This window comes from Pseudomonas brassicacearum, assembly GCF_003732265.1.
Taxonomy (GTDB): domain Bacteria; phylum Pseudomonadota; class Gammaproteobacteria; order Pseudomonadales; family Pseudomonadaceae; genus Aquipseudomonas; species Aquipseudomonas brassicacearum_D.
This window is the reverse complement of sequence record NZ_MOBK01000018.1, coordinates 40,086-57,663: the sequence shown is the minus strand read 5'-3', so window position 1 is coordinate 57,663 and position 17,578 is coordinate 40,086. Positions and strand designations below refer to the sequence as shown.

Here is a 17,578-nt window from a genome sequence, read left to right as displayed (position 1 = left end):
GTTGTTAAAGAGCGGTTGGTTAAGATCTTTCGTCTCAACCGAGGCGCGCATTCTACAGCAGCCCCTGTTGCTGTCAAGCGGTTATTTTCAGAAGTTTTCAAAGTTTCGCTTGGAAATCTTTAACAACTTCAACCACTTGCGCTTCCGATCACTCGGTAGCGGGAGGCGAATTCTACAGCGTTCCAACATTACGTCAAGCCTCTTTTTGAACTTTCTTACCCACTCCGAACACCTGTACTTAAGAGACCCTTTTCAGGCCACTCCCAACCCGCATTGGCCGGGTAAACCAGCGACGCGCCTACTCAGTCGTCCAGTCAAGATCGTCGTCCCACTCCTCATCGTCCTCAAAGTCCTCCTCATCAACCTCCTCCGCTTCCGGTTGGTTAAGGAGAAAATCCTTGCGACTCTCAGTAATTGCCCGCCTTAGTTCCTCCCCCTTCACGGGGCAGTTGAGCATTTGGGCGATGCGATCGATTTTTTTCGCCACGGCTTCCTCCAACGCATCGGCTATGGCCCGATAGTGCGCGCTTTCGGGCACGGATGCCAAATGGCTGACCGTCTTGCGACTCAGTTTCTCCGCAATTCCTTGAGTCGGGCCTCGACGTTTTCGCCAGGAAAGCGTTTGTGCAATGCCTTTATTAATGTATCTGCCGCCTGTGCCTGACCGGCATTCTGCAGGCGCACCACCTCACGCAGTTGCTCATCCAGCGTTATTGCCGGCGCCGCTGCACGCTTGGCTACTTTCGCCTCTTCAGCCCTCTCGGCATTAATCGACTCGCTCTGCGCGGGCGCAGCAACATCAGCCATCGGCGCTGCCGGGGCAGCCAGAGATCGCGCAGCCTCTTTTTTGACGACCGGGGCGGATGCCTTGGGCGCCGGGACGAAGTCATAGCTCGGCGCTTGCTCCGGCGGACCCTGCACCAACGACAACATCAACGCGACACCCACAAGGCTCGCAAACGCAACCTGCCAGCGAGGCTTCTGGCAAACCTGAACCCAACGCTGCCAGAAGTTCAGCTTCGGCGCCGGTGTTTCCCGATGGGCCATTGCAAGGATCAATGAATCCAGATGAGCTGGCGGTTCACCCATCGCGTGCTCACGAACGTGCTTCACCACATCATCTTCAGGTGTAGGACGGGCGTCAGTCATGTCAGTACCTCCTCGGCCAGCAGCCGACGCAGTTTTTGCTGGGCGTAACGCAATCGGCTTTTGACGGTTTCCAGCGGTGTTCCAGTGAGCGTGGCGATCTGCGCCAGGTCGAGATCGCCATGGGCGCGCAGAAGGAAGACTTCACGCTGATCAGCGGGAAGGTCTTGCAGCGCCGTTTCCAGACGCTGACTGTCGCGACTCAGGCTCAGCAATTGCTCCGGATCGGTCGTCTCATCAATCACCGCATGAGCCTGTTCGTCATAGCTGTCCTGCAAGGGATTGTGGACTCCATGCTTGCGCCAGTGATCGATCAGTCGATTACGGGCGATCTGGTAAAGCCACGTACGAAAGTTCGCCCGACCTTGTGGCTGACTGGTGCTGCGAATCAGGCTCAGCCAAGTGTCCTGGTAAACCTCTTCGGCCAGCTCGGGTTTACCGCTGAGGCCAAGCAGGAATCGATAGAGGCCCAGACGATGGCGGGCGTACAAGATCTCGAACGCCGACCCGTCACCTGCTCGATAACGGGCCAGCAGCGCTTCGTCGCCCGGTTCAGGAGCTGACATGTCAGTTGTAGCCTCCTTTAATAAGCGGCTGACTGTTCGATGCCGTCGTGGTGCGCAGGCTTTGCGCCAACTCAACCAACTGCACGAACTCGGCACGCAGCCCGAAGCGATCCTCACCCCGCGCACCGCGAGCCAGCGCTTGCGTGTCCTTCAAACTGAAATCACCGGTGTACCGCCCATCTTTAAGCTGCTGGGAAAACGCGGCGACGGCCGCCGCAAACCTCAGGTCATCGCTGGCTTTGCTGGCCTGACTGTCAGTGATCGGACGCTCGATCAAGCGACTATTCCCACCTTCGGGCAGCTGATACCTCACTCGCAGCATCGCCAGTTCTCCGGTATTCCCCGAAACAACCGACTCAGGCTGGCCATAGCGCAACGGCTCCAGCCATCCCTTCTCACCCTTGGGCACAATTTCATACAGCGCCGTGACCGTGTGCCCCGCACCGATCTCGCCCGCATCGACCTTGTCATTGCTGAAATCCTCGCGCTTCAGCGCCCGATTCTCATACCCCAACAGTCGATATTCGCTGACTTGAGCCGGATTGAACTCCACTTGCAGCTTGACGTTCTTCGCCACGACCGCGAGGGTTGAGCCGAGCTGATCCACCAGCACCTTGCGCGCTTCACGCAGGTTGTCGATGTAGGCGTAGTTACCGTCGCCGGCGTCGGCCAGTTGCTCCATCAGGTGTTCATTGTAGTTATCCACACCAAAACCCAGGGTCGTCAGGGAAACGCCGGTCTTGCGTTTATCCACAGCCATTTGTTTGAGGCTATCGAAATTGCTGATGCCGACATTGAAGTCACCGTCGGTGGCCAGCAGGATGCGATTGATCCCCTTGGGAATAAACGCCTGCTGCGCCATTTGATAGGCCAGTTCGATACCTGACGCACCAGCGGTCGAACCTCCGGCAGTCAATTGATCGATAGCTGTACGAATTTTCGCCTTTTCGCGTCCGGAAGTGGGCTCGAGTACCACACGCGAATCGCCAGCGTAGACCACCAACGAAACACGATCCTGTTCGCGCAATTGATCAACCAGTAATTTCAGGGTGCTTTTGACCAGCGGCAGACCTTCGCGGCGGTCCATTGAACCGGACACGTCTACCAGAAACACCAGGTTCGCCGGGGCCAGTTCCGCTACCGCGCGGTCAGAGGCCTTGATGCCGATGCGCAGCAGGCGCGTATGCGGGTTCCAGGGTGACGGTGCCAGTTCAGTGGTCACCCCGAATGGCGAGCCGTCGGTGGGTAACGCATAGTCGTAGGGAAAGTAATTGACCATCTCCTCCAGCCGTACCGCACCGTCGGGAGGCAAGCGCCCCTGATTCAGCAACCGTCGGACGTTGGCGTAAGCGCCAGTATCCACATCGGCGCTAAAGGTCGAGACCGGCGCCTCGGTCACGCTGTGGATGGGGTTGTCCGCCAGCGCCTGGTATTGCTCTCGCTGTTCATCCCGATACCCCGGCGGCAACGACTCAGGCGCAAAACTTGCGACCGGTGCCGGACGAACGCTGCGCTTGGCCATCGACGTATCCGCCATGACCGCCTCGCTGCGCACCATCCCAGCCGTCTTCATCTCGCTTTGAGCCGGTGGCGACACTTGCGCAGAATCGGGTGTGGAGGAAACGCCGCAACCGGCGATGGCCAGCAGCAACCCGGTGGTGAAACCCTGGGCGGCCGGGCGTAGGAAATGCAGAGGGAGGGACATGGGGGCTGACCTCAGGAGGAAAATGATCCATTCATCCTCTGAGACGAGCCCCCGATCAGCTTCGGGTTAAACCGGCTGAAAATTAAACTCAGCGGTGGTAACGGCGCACCACGCTGCTGTTCCTGAGCACATGACCTTTGATTTTTTCCAGCAGTTGCGCGCGCGTCAGGCCGGCAGGCAAGGCGTCTGGAGCGAGGTCCAGCGCATACAACTGAATAATGTAGTGGTGGGCACTGTCGCCAGTCGGCGGGCAGGGTCCCATATAACCGGTGGTGCCTTTGCTGTTGGTGCCGCCGACACCTTCAAGCGCTGATTTTGCCCCGACGCCGGCAGGAATCTGGTGGGTGGTGGCCTTGATGCCGTAATGCACCCAATGATCGACGCCCTGACCCTTCTGGCCGTCCGGGTCGTGCATGACGATGGCATAACTCAATGTCCCCGCCGGCCCGGTGTTCCAGTTCAGCGCAGGAGATGCATTGTGTCCGCCACAACCCGGTGCATCGCTGGCAGCCGCCGAGGTAAACAGCCGGTCATCGGTGACACCCGGGATGTTCAGGGTGAATCGCTCCTGGGCCTGCGCCGGAAATTGCACGCAAAGGGCGACTGCAATGGCCGCCAGCCAAGGGTTCAGAGAGGTCAATCGGGTCATTCCGGAGCACCTTGTGCGGATAGGGCCGTCGTCGGCTTGCGAACTATAGCTGGACCGTTCGTGCGGTGGCAGTGGGAATTGGCTGAACCTCGCGTAAAGCGCCAAACTCTTAAGTGAAACGTTTGTCTGGAGAGCCATCATGGCACTGCACCGCGTTGCGCGTTTCGCCGATGTGTCCGAGAGCCGGGGCCTTGAAGTCCGGATTGCGGACACCAAAATCGTTTTGTTGCGAGTGGGCGATCAATTGCGCGCCTATCAGGGCGAATGCCCGCATGCCGGGGCACCACTGGCGGAAGGCGCGCTGTGCCACGGACGCTTGATCTGCCCATGGCACAAAGCGGCGTATCGGATTGAGGACGGGGCATTGTGCGAACCGCCGGCCCTGGACAGTCTCAAGCGCTATCCGCTGGAAGTACGCGATGACGAGATCTGGGTCGACGACCAGCCATTAGTCGATGCGCATACGCCGCCGGCGGATGACGAACGGACATTTGTCATCGTCGGTGCCGGGGCGGCCGGTACGGCGTGTGCGGCGGCTCTGCGCGAAAAGGGCTTCGGCGGCCAGGTGCTGCTGATCGACCGCGAAGTCGACGCAGGATACGACCGCACCGTCCTGAGCAAGTTTGTTATCGCCGGGGAGATGCCACCGGAAGAAGTCCCGCCGTTAAGGGATGACGCGTTTTATTCCGAACAACGCATCGAACGCATCAACGGTGAAGTCGCCAGCCTGGACGCGTCGAGCAAAACCCTGCAGCTGACTGATGGGCGATCGCTGAATTATGACGCCGCGTTGCTTGCCACCGGCGGCAAGCCCAATCCACTCACGCTGCCTGGCGCCGATTTGCCGCAAGTGTTCGTGTTGCGCTCAAAAGATCAGGCGCGGGAGATTCTGCAGGCGGCAAAACCCGGCCAGCGAGCGGTGATCATTGGCGACAGTTTCATTGCCCTCGAGTCTGCTTCAGCCCTGCGTGAATACGGTTTGGAAGTGACGGTCCTGGCCCGGCATGCCATCCCCTTCGCCGCGCAATTTGGCGAAACCGTCGGCAAAGCGATTCGCGCCCTCCATGAGGCCAATGGCGTGGTGTTTCACACCGAAGGCGAAGCCTCCTATATAGAAGGCGCGGAAAACGTCGAAGCGGTGTGCCTGGACAATGGTCAACGCTTGCCGGCGGATCTGGTGCTGGCCGGCATCGGCGTCACCCCCGCCACCGATGCGTTTACCGATCTGCCCAAGGAAAAAGACCGCTCTCTGAAGGTCGACGGTGCCATGCGCGTCATCGACGGGGTGTGGGCGGTCGGCGATATCGCGACCTTCCCGCTCAACGGCCAGCCTCAGCGCATCGAGCATTGGCGCCTGGCTCAGCAACAGGCGCGGATCGCCGCCGCGAATATGCTGGGCGCCGACGAGCATTACCTCGACGTACCGTATTTCTGGACCTGGCACTTCGGCAAAAACTACGACTATCTCGGCCACGCCGAAGCCTGGGACGAAGTCGAGTTCAAGGGTGATCCCTTCCATCCACCCTTTATAGGCCTGTTCGGCAAAAACGGCGTAGTGGCGGCTGCGGTTGCCTGCGACGAAGAACGGGCCATGGCGCTGCTCGCCGAACGCATGAAGCAGCCGCTGTCAGTGGATGAAGCGTGGCAACTGATTCGGGACCTTGGTTAGCAGGACAGCAAAACGCCCGACCTCTGCGTGCAGCAGAAGCCGGGCGTTGTTTTGAACGACAGGTTTTATTCCTGGATTTCAGCCCCACCACCGATTTTGCTCATCACGAAGCCGACAAACTCTTCAACGGTCATTTTCTGGCCATTGAATTCCACTTGATTGTTGGCGTAGTGAAATTTGCTGACGATGTTATTGCCGTCCAGTTTGGCGAACTGCGTACCGACCGCCATGCTGCCGAACATGTTGGCCGTGGCGGTCGCCTGGTCGGCGATGAGCTTGGCGTCGGTCTGACCATCAAGTTGGCTTTGCACGGTGAACACGTCAACGAGCATTGGCTTGGACACTTTTACATTGATATCCAGCAGTGCAATCAACTGTTGGGTCAGTTGATCGGGCGGCAGGTCCATAGTCGGTGGCTTGGTCAGGTCGAGCACCAGGTTGGCGCGGCTTTCGCCATTGGTGGTGTTGAACGACAGGTTTTCCAGCGCCACTTGCGGGCCGGCAGCCAGCAGTTTTTCGAGGCCGGTTTTGACCTGCGCCTCTTCGGCCGGGGTCAGGACCAGTTCTGGAGACGGCTGACCAGCCGCGGCGGCTTCGGCGGCGGCTTTCTCATAAGGCTGCAGTTTGGTCTGGTAGACCTGCATCAGCGACATGGTCGCCGGGATGTCGAGGTTCTTCAGGCTCATGGCCATTTGCGCGGAACCGACCGCCTTGCCGTTCACCGACACTTCACCCACTTTGTAATCGGCACGCCCCGAAGCGCTGGTGCCCGATTCCTCGGTCTGGTTTTTCATTTCAAATTTCTTCAGGCCCAGTACCGATTGCTTGGGGCCGAAGGTGGATTTGCTGTCGGTCAGCTCGAGGGTGTTCTCGCCGGTGTAGAAACCGTAAGTGCTTTTAACCAGGTTACTGGCCATGGTCAGGCCATTGAGCTCGACCTTCACCGGGGTTTGATCTTCGGCCACGGTGGTCAGCGTCAGGCTGTCCATGTAGCCGCTGGCCTTGACCTTCTGAGCCTGGGCGCTGGCGGCGACTTCGAGGTTCAAGCCGGAGAATTTCAGGTTGGACTTGTCATCCAGCGCGACGTCCAGTGGCAAGAATTCGAGGGTGCCGTTGGTGGCGTTGTCGTAACCGATGTTGACCACGCCGGTGAGCGGGGATTTTTCTTTGGCGGCGGCAAACCATTTCTCGGTGAGCGGGGTGCGTTCCAGTTCGTAGTGACTGGTAGCCATGACCGGCAACCATTTCAACGAGACCAGACGCGAGAACGGCAGCGGGCCGTGTTCGATGTGGTCGACAAAGAGCAATTCAACCGGGGCTTCACCGAACATCTCGCCTTCGCCCTTTAGGCGGTAGTGCGCGGTGCTGCTGAACACATGACGCTCAAGCGACACCAGTTCCAGCGAGGCCGTGCCATTGGAACCGACCAGCGCAGCCTTCAGCTCTTTGTTGGCGTCGGCGATCGAAGTGTTCAATACGCCTTCGATTTTGGTCCCGGTGTACCAGGCACCACCCGCGCTGATTGCACCGATGGCTACGACGATTCCAAGAAGCACGCCTGCTGATTTATTCATGAATGACCCAGTCAATGTCCGTTGTTTGAAGGTGTCGTCGTCTTCCCTGAACCCTTGAGGGGTTGCGGCTCGACTCCGCTAAAAGTGGGGTGGAGATTAGCACTAGGCGCATCGGGCGGCCCAATGTTTAAAGGTTAAAGAATGTCTAGAAACACTGTTGCCTATGGACACTTCACAGGAGGCGAGAGTTTCAGAGTTTACCGGGCCCTCTTCGCGAGCAAGCCCGCTCCCACATTAGATCTTCAGTGGACACAAAATCTGTGAACAAAGAGATCAAATGTGGGAGCGGGCTTGCTCGCGAAGGCTTCAGTTCCGCCAATACACATTCAGGAATACTGCACTTCCATCTCATCCAGCTGATGATCAAAGCTCTTGAGCCGCGCCGTCCACGTATACACCAGCACCTCGAAGTCCCGGTTGATCACCGCCCCGCCGGTCACCTCCGAGCGTGGATCACAGACGTCCAGCTGATAGCGTTCCCGCGCCATCTTGGTGGCAACGTCCGACAGCTCGCGGGCATTGCTGAGCCAGTGCCAGCCATCCTCGGACACCTGTTTATCCAACGCCAGGCATTGCTTCCTCAAGGTTTCGAGGCTTTTTTCCAGCGGTGTGCCGGTGAGCTCGCCCATGACTTCCTGGAACGTGCGCCCCGGTTGCCAGTAGCTGCCCCAGAAATATTGGTCAAACACCGTTTCGACACGACGCAGCGCTACCTTGGTGTCCCAGATCAGCACCAGGGTCTTGCCTTGTTCGAATTGTCTTTTTTTGATGCGCTGACCCTGGACGGAAGCCCAGGCCACCACCACGATCGCCATCACGGCGATGAGCGCGGTAGCGCTGTCGAGAAACACCAGCGCCTTGTCGATCTGGTGGGCCAGCATGATGCCGTAGAAATAGGTGGCCGACAGCAAAACCAATGCTGCAATAGCGCACCAGAAGCCAGGAGCATAAGGGTTTTTCATTATTTTTAATCCCCATGACCAACGCGAGCTTGATCGATGAAGTCGACTCGCGACTCCATCAATTCAAAGCATAGCAACGGCCTCAGGGTTTGCTGGTGTTCGTGCCTTGCGTTCGTCCGCTTTCCCAGCCGCCGCCCAAGGCGAGGAACAAATCGATCTGGCTGGCGGCAACCTGGGTGTTGGCAGCGGCCAGTTGCGCTGTGACATCCGTGTAGGTGCGGGTCGCTTGCAGGTCCGCCAGGAATGATTCGCGCCCGGCCTGGAAGAAACGATGCGTCTGGTCCGCTGCCAGTCTTGCCGATTGCTCGGCGTCTGCCAGGGCGTCACGACGTTGCAACAACGCGGCGTACTGGGCCAGGCTGGTCTGGGTTTCGCGAATGGCGTTGAGCACCACCCCATCGAAATGCGCCAGCGTCGCCTGGGTCACCGCTTCGGCTTCGCGGATGCGTGCCCGGGCGCCGTTGGTCGGCACGTTCCAGGTCAGCGACGGACCGAAGCCCCAACGGTTGGTGGACGGGTCGCCGAGATCGTCGAGGATACCGACGGTGCCGATGGTCGCGCCGATGCTGATGTTCGGGTACAGCTCACCCGTGGCGACGCCAATCCCGGCCGTCGCAGTCGCCAGCCGGCGCTCGGCCTGCCGCACATCGGGACGACGCTTGAGCAATGCGGCGCCATCGCCCACCGGAATCAATTGGGCGATTTTCGGCAGCTCGTCGCAGGTGGCGGTGCCGGCCGGCAGTTGATCCACTGGCTTGGCCAGCAACATCGACAGGCGATACAGCCCGGCCTGACGCGAGGCCTCATAGCGCGGCATGTCGGCGCGCAGGGATTTGAACTGGGTTTGCGAACGGGTGACCTGGGTTTCGTCGCCACGGCCGGCATCGCGCAGACGCTGGATCAGCGTGGTGCTCTGGGCCTGCAGGTCGAGGGAGTGCTGGGCAATCTCCCGCTCCTCATTGGCCGCGCACACTTGGGTGTAGGCTCGGACCACGTCGGCCACCACGGTGATGCGAGCCGTATCGGCAGCTGCCTGCGTCGCATCGGCGTTGGCCTTGGCCGCCTCGATGCCGCGCTGCAACGTGCCGAACAGATCGAACTGGTACGACGCGCTGATGCCGATATCGCCGACGTTGGCCACCGGCACTTTTTCCGGAAGCAGGAACGCTTGGCCAGACTCCTGCAATCGCTGGGCGCCCATCTTCACACCGCCGCTCCAGCCACCCGCCGCTTCTGCCTCATCGACCTGAGCGCGGGACCGAGACAGGCTGGCCGCCGCAACGCGCAAGTCGGTATTGGACGCCATGGCCTGTTGCACTAACTGGTCGAGTCTCGGGTCCTTGTACAGGCGCCACCAATCGGCCGGCACCGGTGCGGACACCACCGTTTTGCCGTCGACCGCCAGATCGCCCTGCAAATCGGGTCGATGAACAGCCGCTTCGTCGGGCAAATGGTAATCCGGGCCAACTACCTGACAGGCCGACAGCAGCAAACCTAATCCGGCAACCGCCAAACCCGACGCCTTGCTCATTTCGCCGGCTCCTGCGGTTGATCGTCGAGGATCGACACAGTCGCGGTCCGCCCGGCGATCATGCGGAAGTCCGCCGGCACATCGTCAAAGACGATCCGCACCGGAATCCGCTGTGCCAGGCGCACCCAGCTGAATGCCGGGTTGACGTTCGGCAGCAGGTTGTTGCCGATGGTGCGGTCGCGGTCTTCGATGCCGGCGACGATGCTTTCCACATGTCCACGCAGCCGCGCGCGGTCGCCGATCACGCGGATGTCGACGCTTTGGCCGACATGAATGCCGTTCAGTTTGGTTTCTTCGAAATAACCGTCGATGTGGAATGAATTACTGTCGACCACCGACAACACCGGCCGCCCGGCTGTCACGAATTCCTGCGCACGCGGTGCACGGTCGTTGACGTAGCCGTCGACCGGGCTGCGGATGGTCGAGCGGTCGAGGTTCAATTGAGCGCTGTCCACCGCCACTTGCGCTTCCATCAACGCCACTTCGGCGCGAGCGACCCGGGACTGACTTTCTTCCAGCTGCTCGCCCGGCACCAGATTGCCCAGGCCACGGTTACGCTTGGCTTCGCGTTGAGCCTGAGCCAGGGTTTCCTGACGGTCGGCGACCGCCGCTTTGGCCTGGCGCAGGGCCAGTTTGAAACGGTCCTGATCGATGCTGAACAACACCTGGCCGCGTTTCACCAATTGGTTGTCGCGCACATCCACTTGCTGAATCAGCCCGGACACGTCCGGAGCGATTTGCACGATGTCGGCACGGATATGCCCGTCGCGAGTCCACGGCGCAAACATGTAGTACATCACCATGCGCCAGACCACGACGACGGCGAAGGTCACGATCAACAGGGTCAGGACCACGCGACCCAGGGTCAAAAAAGGTTTTTTCATGTCATCAGGTATCGACTGAGTGAGTCCACGGCGCCGAGCAGCAAAGCGTAGAGAGCCACGTTGAACAATGCCCGGTGCCAGACCAGACGGTAAAAGTGCAAGCGCATCAACAACCCGTGCACCAACAGGAACAACACATACGTAATGCCCATCAATACCAGCAGCGTGGGCAGAAACACCCCGCTGATGTCCACATCACCGATCATAAAGGCGCTCCATCGATGCCATGGGGCAGCGGTTCTTCGAGTTCGCCCGAGCTTACGAATTCCACGCCTGGCAACAACGCCAGGCGCAGGCCGCTCAGGGCATGCAACAAATTCAGACGGGCATCCTCATCACAATTCGTGTCCAGTGCCCGGCGGGCGCGGTCGAGGGTCATCAGCAACGGGGCGGGGGCCGGCAGACGCTCATCCGCCTTCAGACAGGCCTTGAAATACTCACCGACTTCCGCCACCACCTGATGCAGCAGCGCTCGCGGTACACCGTCCACTCGCGGCGTGTAAGCCAGCAGATCGAGCACGTTCAACGCCACACGCACCTCACGCAACGCGATGCCGGTGTCCTGGCCGGTCATGGCCAGACGCGGCAAGTGCTGCATCAGACGATCGAGCACGTGTACGCCCAATTGCCGGTGTTCGGCCAGATTTGCCGGTTTGCTGAGATTGACGATGTCGCGCCAACTGAAGCGGGTCAGCCGCTTGGCCGCCAGTTCCGCACCGAACGGCCGGGCGATCAGGGTCCAGATGAAGGCAAACAACAACCCGATGGGGCCGGCCAGGTTGGAATTCGCGAAGCTGAGGAAATCCGCGTCATAGGCGCCTTGAATGCTGATAAAGGACGAGGTGTTGACCAGGGTCAGGAGCATGCCCAGGTAAAACTGCGGCTTGACCGTCAGGGTGCCGATGCAGATAAACGGCACGGCAAACGCCAGCACCAGCATCGGAAAATCATGCAGGTTGGGCAGGACCAGGAACAGATACAGGCTGGCGAGCACCACGGACATTGCGGTCCAGAAAAAGAACCTGAAAATCTGCGGTGCCGGGTCATCCATCGAGGCGAAAAAACTGCACGACACGGCGGCCAGAATCACCGCCGAGCCTCCATCGGTCCAGCCGAGCAGAATCCACAGCACCGAGGCGACGATGATCGCGGTGACCGTCGAGGCCGCCGAGTAGAGCATCAGCCCACGGTCGAGAAACGGTGACAGGCGACCCAGGCGCCAGTGGCGATACACCGCGCGCCAGCTGTCCGGGCTTTCGCACTGGATGGCGTATTGCAGGCTGCGGCAGTCTTGCCACACATCGATCCACTCGCCGAGGCGATACAACGCGTTTGAGAACAGCAGCTGTTTGCGATCGTTCAGGGCTTCGGCGGACGGTTGCAGGGCATCAAGCTGATCTTTCAGCGCCTGCCAGCGAGCGAGGTCGGCGTCTTTGTGATTGAGCCATTCGGTGGTGGCGGCCAGTATCGGTGCGAATTTTTCCACTAGCTCGGGCGTGCGCCGCTCAAGGGCATACAGCGCATCGTCGAGGGCGTCGATCACCGGCAACAGGTGAATCATCCGCCCGCGCAGTTCCTTGGTGTTGCGCACGGTTTGCCGGTGCGCGCCCTCGTGCGGCAATTGGCCGATCATCAATTCCAGGGTGTTGAAGGTCGTGACCATGGCCGAGCGCAGCGCGCTGACTTCATTCGGCTCAACCTGACGACTGAGAAAACGCAGGCTGTACGTCGAAGCATCGGTAAACCATTTGCTCACCGCATCGTTGAACACCGGCGCCAGCCGCCGTGGCCAGAACATGGCGCCGACCACCGCTGCCACGGCAATGCCGAGGAAAATTTCTTCCGTCCGCGCTTCCGCCACGTCCCAGACGCCCAAGGGGTTGTTCACCACCGGCAGGGCGATCAGCGGCAAGGTGTAACCCGCGAGCATCAAGGCGTAGTTGTTGGCGGTGCGCAGGTGCAAGGACAGAAACAGCAACGTCCCGGTCCACAGCGCGATGACCACCACCAATACGTAGGGACTCTGGACAAACATGGGCACAAAAAGCACCGCTGCCGCCGCGCCAAAAAAGGTACCGATGGCACGGTAGAGCGCCTTGGAACTGGTAGGGCCGACAAAGGGGCTGGACACGATGTAGACCGTGGCCATCGCCCAATACGGACGCGGCATCTGCATGAGCAGGGCGATGTACAACGCAATCATCGAGGCGGCAAAAGTACGCACCCCGTAGAACCAGTCTCGCGCGGCGGGCATACCGCTGAAAAATCCGCTCAAGGGTTGACCACCGACGGCGCATTCGCCGCTTCAAAGGCTTTCAGTACCCGAAGCGTAGCTTCCAGATCGCTTTGGTCGATGCCTTCAAGCACTTCATGGCGCAGGCGCACCAGCTCGATTTCGACCGCCTGCACCAATTCGCGACCGGTGGCGGTCAGGCTCAGGCACTTGGCGCGTCGGTCATGGGCATCTTCGGTGCGGCAGACGTAGCCCGAATGACACAACTGATCGAGCAAGCGCACCAGGGACGGACTCTCCATCCCCGCCGCCTGCGCCACCGTCACTTGACGCACACCTTCGCCCAAACGCCCGATCATCAACAACGGGACGGCGCAGGCTTCGGAGATTCCATAGTTGACCAGCGTGGTCTGGCAGATCTTCCGCCAATGCCTGGCGGCCACCACCATGGAGCTGCTGATGTTCATCTGGAGAGCGTCGAGGTTCTTCGGCACGAGGGGAGATACACACTGTTAGTTTGCTAACTATCAATATCGCATTTGGGGGGAAAGGTGGTCAAGTTTTGAAACAAATTGGCGCGATCAGGGCGACCGCGCATGTTCATGGGTTTGGAATATTTATACCCCCCGCCCCTTCCTCAACAACACATCCAACTGATCCACCACCTCCGCCCAATCCGCATCATCCAAAATATCGTCCCGCAAAAACTGCGCTTGGCACTCGCTCCAGAAAAACGCATCTGCAAGGTGCAGTTCGGGCTTGAGCGGTGAGTGGGTAGCGATGAATTTATCGATGCTCTCGGCGTCATCCTCCAGGCCGAGTTGCTTGAACAGGTTGGGCAGGGTGTGGGTTGGGGATTCCATGTCGGGCTCCTTGAAATAGGAAAAATGTTTCGCGAGCAGGCTCATTCCCACATGGACACACGGTCAACTGTGGGAGCGAGCCTGCTCGCGAAGGCGGCAGCACTGAAAACACAACACTCACTGACTCAATTCCCGCACCTCGGCATGCGGCACCATTTTCAAGAACTGCGGCATGGCCATGTGCAGCAGATTGGTGTGATTGCCCGCTTCCAGATAGATGTCTTTCTGCCGGGTTACCAACGGGTCGATGACCACATCCAGCCCATAAGCCTCACCCAGCGCCGGCACGGCACCGCGTTCGCAATCATCGAACAGGTGCGGCAGATTGCTTTCCCGCGAGACCTGCCATTCGCCGCTGCTACGGACTTTGCTCAGGTCCAGATGACGGCTGGCAGGCAGTACGGCCATCAGGTAATGGCCGTGGTGGTCGTCGAGGATGACCGACTTGGCCATCCGCTCTGCTGGAATGCCGGCGACCCGCGCCGTTTCCAGGCTGCTGGCCGAATGTGGATGGGTCACGATGTCATATTCGCAGTGAGCCGTTTCCAGGCTTCTCTGCACGGTTCTTGCCATACGCATGATGCACCTCGGTGTCCGCAACAGTGACGAGCGGACGATGGTTGACGCTTTTCTTCGTACTGAAAGTCTAGGCCTGATGGTGCATGCCGGCGGGAAATCCGCCCATCGGACGCCATCGTAAAGTGAGCAGAATTCAGAGATGCCCAGGCTCAACTAAACTGTATACAGAGCCACCTGATGACTCTCGCGGAGGGTCACGTGAATATTCGTTGCTGTGCCGTTGCACTGCTGTTGGTGTTGAGCGGCTCGGTGTTCGCCGCCGACACCGTTGTGCTGCTGATGCCAAATCCCGTCGGGATCTGGTTGATCACTTTCGGCATCGCCTTTCTGATCGCCGAGGCCGCGTTGCCCAATTACGGCGTGATCGGTTTGGGCGGCATTGTGATGTTCGTGATCGGCGCGGTGATTCTGACCAATACCGAAATGCCTGTTCCCTTGATGATCGGCCTGGGACTGGTGAGCGCCCTGCTGCTGATTTTCCTGCTGATCCGCGCCCTGAAAACCCGACCCCGGCGCAACGTCAGTGGTGATGCCGGACTGCTGGGCAGCGTGACGCCGGTCCTGTCGTTGCTGCCCGACAATGCCTGCAACGGCTGGGTGCATCTGCAAGGGGAGCGCTGGCAGGTTTCAAGCTCGACACCGCTGCAGCCGGGGCAACACGTCCGGGTGGTGGCGCGACAAGGATTACTGTTGCAAGTGGCCGCGGCTGACGCGGCGCCGGTGGGAGAATAAACATGGGCCTGCAAGTAGGTTTTGCCGCGCTGCTGCTACTGCTGATTGCACTGGCGGGGTCGACCTTCCGCATCCTGCGCGAATACGAGCGCGGCGTGGTGTTCCAGCTCGGACGCTTCTGGCAGGTCAAGGGCCCCGGCTTGATCCTGTTGATCCCGGTGGTCCAGCAAATGGTCCGTGTCGACCTGCGAACCATCGTCCTCGACGTTCCCCCGCAAGACGTCATCACCCGCGACAACGTCTCGGTCAAGGTCAATGCGGTGCTGTATTTCCGCGTGCTCGATCCACAGAAGGCGATTATCCAGGTCGAAGACTTTCTCGCGGCCACCAGCCAATTGGCCCAGACCACTCTGCGAGCGGTGCTGGGTAAACATGAGCTCGATGAACTGCTGGCCGAGCGCGAACGGCTGAACATCGATATCCAGCAAGTGCTCGACGCCCAGACCGACGCCTGGGGCATCAAGGTTGCCAACGTCGAGATCAAACATGTGGACCTCAATGAGTCGATGGTCCGCGCCATTGCCAAGCAGGCAGAAGCCGAACGGGAACGCCGGGCCAAGGTGATCCACGCCGAAGGTGAATTGCAGGCCTCGGAAAAACTCATGCAGGCCGCCGAAATGCTCGGCCGTCAGCCCGGGGCCATGCAGTTGCGTTACATGCAGACGCTGAGCTCGATTGCCGGGGACAAGAGCTCAACCATTGTCTTCCCGCTACCGATTGAACTGCTCAAGGGCATGGCGGATTTGTCGTCGAAGCCGTAAGGCAGAGGCGATACCAAGGCTTTCAACGCAGCACAAACAAGCGCGCATTAGCCCCGCCCGCCTGCGTTATGGCGGCGTTCTTCCAGCCCACGGGCAGCGGCGCGAACTCGTCCGGCACACCGACGGTGCCAATCAGCCACACGCGGCCAGTGCCTTTGGGCAGGCTGTCGAGGCGGTCCAGATAAATGTCCTGGGTGACCAGCGTGCCAAAGCCATAGGCGTTTGGCCGGCTCGACCCGCCATTGGCCAGCGGCGGGGTGTACAGCAACGGTTTGGCGTCGGTGCGGTTGTAATAAACGTAGGCGAGGTACCAGAGCATATCGCTGGTGACGATCTGGTCACCGGCAACGAAGTGCTGGTTAACGTAATCGACCATCACATTGATCTGATCGTGGGTATCGACCGTGGCGTTGTTCTTCAAGCCGACCAGTTCGACGCCGACAAACAGCACCAGCACCGCCAGCGCCAGCACTCGAAACCCTGAATACAAGCGATCAATGGCCAGCGCGACAATCATCGGCAACCCCAGTGCGTAGGCCGTCAGGTAACGCTCGATGAACACTGGCGAGATAAACGATACGCCGAATACCAATAGCATCGGCAACGCCGTGTAGATCACCAGCAGGATACTGCCGCGAATGACGCTGCGGTCCCGCGCCAGCGCCACGCCTGCAATCGCCAGCAACGCCAGCGGCAGCGCGATAAAAACCAGCGTCGGCAGGTTTTCGCCATCATCCTGGGTCAGCAACGACCAGATCATCGACGGCAGCGAGCCGAATGTGACCGGCAACTCCCACCCCACATCGCCGTTGGCTTTGAGCAGATCCATGTGCTGGATCAGATCGATCAGGTTGGGTACCCACGGCAGGTAGATCAGCACGATTGCCACGTTCGCCAGCCACCAGCCGGGGCGTTGAATAGTGCGCAAGCGATACTCTGGCAGTACGCGAATCACGCCCAGGTACAGCCAGTGGCACAACACGCACAGGGCGGTGAAGTAGTGGGTGTAGAACGCCGCGCTCATCAACAGCACATACACCACCAGATAGCGTGTACGCCGGGGATGCCTGATCCAGTAGACCAGCGCAATCGTCGCGCCGATCAGCCACAGGCCCAGCAGCGAGTACATCCGTACTTCCTGGCTATAACGCACCGCCGTCGGCAGCAGCGCCAGGAGAAAACCGGCCAGTAACGCAGCACGCCGGGTGGCGATCAAGTCCATCAACCAGACGCCGAGCCATACCGTGACGATCCCGGGCAGAGCGCTGAGGCAGCGAATCGAAAAAATGCCGTCGCCGAACACTTCGATCCAGCCATGCAGCAGCATGAAATACAGCGGCGGGTGCACGTCATGGGCAGCATGTACCCATATTTCAGCCAATGAGTATTGGCTCATCAGCAGGCTCGACCCTTCGTCGCCCCAAATCGCCGCCGCCGTCAGGTCGTAGAAACGCACCAGGGCAGCCAACGCCAGAATCGCCAACAGCCGGTGTTCCTGCGCCCACCGCAACCAACGCTGTACCACCGCCCAGCCGCCAGGCACCGCGTGCGGATCCTGGGTACCGCCAAGCGAAGTTTCTCTGCGCGCTTCCATTGCCTCCCCCTGCAACCGGCCCGACATCACGAAGCCTATGGATCACTTTAAGGCGGCACAGGTTCGTCGTCGATGATGGCTTTGCGACCAGTGCCCCTTCGGCGACCGTAACTCTCAGATGGATGAGCAG

18 protein-coding genes are annotated in these 17,578 nt (G+C 59.9%); 3 read left to right on the top strand and 15 right to left on the bottom strand.

Annotated elements, in window-relative coordinates; translation table 11 throughout:
- Positions 1 to 298: 298 nt before the first annotated feature.
- The 5 genes from BK660_RS29305 to BK660_RS29285 all read right to left on the bottom strand — a co-directional run bounded on the left by BK660_RS29305 (position 299) and on the right by BK660_RS29285 (position 4,066).
- Positions 299 to 547 (bottom strand): hypothetical protein, encoded by a 249-nt coding sequence (locus BK660_RS29305; protein WP_123436308.1) that lies wholly within the window; start codon positions 545 to 547, stop codon positions 299 to 301.
- 20 nt (positions 548 to 567) lie between these two features.
- Entirely contained in the window at positions 568 to 1,149 is a 582-nt protein-coding gene (locus tag BK660_RS29300) for a hypothetical protein (protein ID WP_123436307.1), read from the bottom strand.
- The gene (locus BK660_RS29295; protein ID WP_123436306.1) at positions 1,146 to 1,712 is read right to left on the bottom strand and encodes an RNA polymerase sigma factor; all 567 of its coding nucleotides are present in this window, start codon (positions 1,710 to 1,712) and stop codon (positions 1,146 to 1,148) included. Before BK660_RS29295 ends, BK660_RS29300 begins: the two co-directional genes overlap by 4 nt.
- Before the next feature lies 1 nt (position 1,713).
- Positions 1,714 to 3,417, bottom strand: a complete 1,704-nt coding sequence (locus tag BK660_RS29290) for a vWA domain-containing protein (protein ID WP_123436305.1) — start codon at positions 3,415 to 3,417, stop codon at positions 1,714 to 1,716.
- A gap of 88 nt (positions 3,418 to 3,505) precedes the next feature.
- A complete protein-coding gene (locus BK660_RS29285) occupies positions 3,506 to 4,066 on the bottom strand; it encodes a YbhB/YbcL family Raf kinase inhibitor-like protein (protein ID WP_123436304.1) in 561 nt (186 codons plus the stop codon).
- A 139-nt stretch (positions 4,067 to 4,205) separates the two neighbouring features.
- Here BK660_RS29285 and BK660_RS29280 point away from each other — a divergent pair, with 139 nt between their 5' ends.
- Positions 4,206 to 5,735: an FAD-dependent oxidoreductase gene (locus BK660_RS29280; protein WP_123436303.1), complete on the top strand. Its 1,530-nt coding sequence runs from the start codon at positions 4,206 to 4,208 to the stop codon at positions 5,733 to 5,735.
- A 65-nt stretch (positions 5,736 to 5,800) separates the two neighbouring features.
- Here the strand turns inward: BK660_RS29280 and BK660_RS29275 are convergent, their stop codons facing one another.
- The 9 genes from BK660_RS29275 to BK660_RS29235 form a co-directional block, all read right to left on the bottom strand.
- Positions 5,801 to 7,309: a YdgA family protein gene (locus tag BK660_RS29275; RefSeq protein WP_123436302.1), complete on the bottom strand. Its 1,509-nt coding sequence runs from the start codon at positions 7,307 to 7,309 to the stop codon at positions 5,801 to 5,803.
- Between the two features lie 326 nt (positions 7,310 to 7,635).
- Entirely contained in the window at positions 7,636 to 8,271 is a 636-nt protein-coding gene (locus BK660_RS29270; RefSeq protein WP_123436301.1) for an NADH:ubiquinone oxidoreductase subunit N, read from the bottom strand.
- Between the two features lie 82 nt (positions 8,272 to 8,353).
- On the bottom strand, positions 8,354 to 9,802 hold the full coding sequence (locus BK660_RS29265; protein WP_123436300.1) for an efflux transporter outer membrane subunit: 1,449 nt from the start codon (positions 9,800 to 9,802) through the stop codon (positions 8,354 to 8,356).
- The gene (locus BK660_RS29260) at positions 9,799 to 10,686 is read right to left on the bottom strand and encodes an efflux RND transporter periplasmic adaptor subunit (protein ID WP_123436299.1); all 888 of its coding nucleotides are present in this window, start codon (positions 10,684 to 10,686) and stop codon (positions 9,799 to 9,801) included. The genes BK660_RS29265 and BK660_RS29260 overlap by 4 nt, the downstream gene beginning before the upstream one ends.
- A complete protein-coding gene (locus BK660_RS29255; protein WP_046033221.1) occupies positions 10,683 to 10,892 on the bottom strand; it encodes a DUF1656 domain-containing protein in 210 nt (69 codons plus the stop codon). Before BK660_RS29255 ends, BK660_RS29260 begins: the two co-directional genes overlap by 4 nt.
- Positions 10,889 to 12,961 carry an FUSC family protein gene (locus BK660_RS29250; protein WP_123436298.1) on the bottom strand — a complete coding sequence of 691 codons (2,073 nt, stop codon included), beginning with the start codon at positions 12,959 to 12,961 and terminating at the stop codon, positions 10,889 to 10,891. The genes BK660_RS29255 and BK660_RS29250 overlap by 4 nt, the downstream gene beginning before the upstream one ends.
- Positions 12,958 to 13,386 carry a MarR family winged helix-turn-helix transcriptional regulator gene (locus BK660_RS29245; RefSeq protein ID WP_123436297.1) on the bottom strand — a complete coding sequence of 143 codons (429 nt, stop codon included), beginning with the start codon at positions 13,384 to 13,386 and terminating at the stop codon, positions 12,958 to 12,960. Before BK660_RS29245 ends, BK660_RS29250 begins: the two co-directional genes overlap by 4 nt.
- Positions 13,387 to 13,536: 150 nt before the next feature.
- Positions 13,537 to 13,782 (bottom strand): DUF2789 domain-containing protein, encoded by a 246-nt coding sequence (locus tag BK660_RS29240; protein WP_123436296.1) that lies wholly within the window; start codon positions 13,780 to 13,782, stop codon positions 13,537 to 13,539.
- A gap of 117 nt (positions 13,783 to 13,899) precedes the next feature.
- Positions 13,900 to 14,361, bottom strand: a complete 462-nt coding sequence (locus BK660_RS29235; RefSeq protein ID WP_123436295.1) for an aminoacyl-tRNA deacylase — start codon at positions 14,359 to 14,361, stop codon at positions 13,900 to 13,902.
- Positions 14,362 to 14,559: 198 nt separating this feature from the next.
- Here BK660_RS29235 and BK660_RS29230 point away from each other — a divergent pair, with 198 nt between their 5' ends.
- Entirely contained in the window at positions 14,560 to 15,093 is a 534-nt protein-coding gene (locus BK660_RS29230) for an NfeD family protein (protein ID WP_123436309.1), read from the top strand.
- A 2-nt stretch (positions 15,094 to 15,095) separates the two neighbouring features.
- Positions 15,096 to 15,854, top strand: coding sequence for a slipin family protein (locus BK660_RS29225; protein ID WP_027926014.1), 759 nt, complete (start codon positions 15,096 to 15,098; stop codon positions 15,852 to 15,854).
- 22 nt (positions 15,855 to 15,876) lie between these two features.
- Here BK660_RS29225 and BK660_RS29220 read toward each other — a convergent pair whose 3' ends face one another.
- Positions 15,877 to 17,448, bottom strand: coding sequence for a glycosyltransferase family 39 protein (locus BK660_RS29220; RefSeq protein ID WP_123436294.1), 1,572 nt, complete (start codon positions 17,446 to 17,448; stop codon positions 15,877 to 15,879).
- Between the last annotated feature and the right edge of the window lie 130 nt (positions 17,449 to 17,578).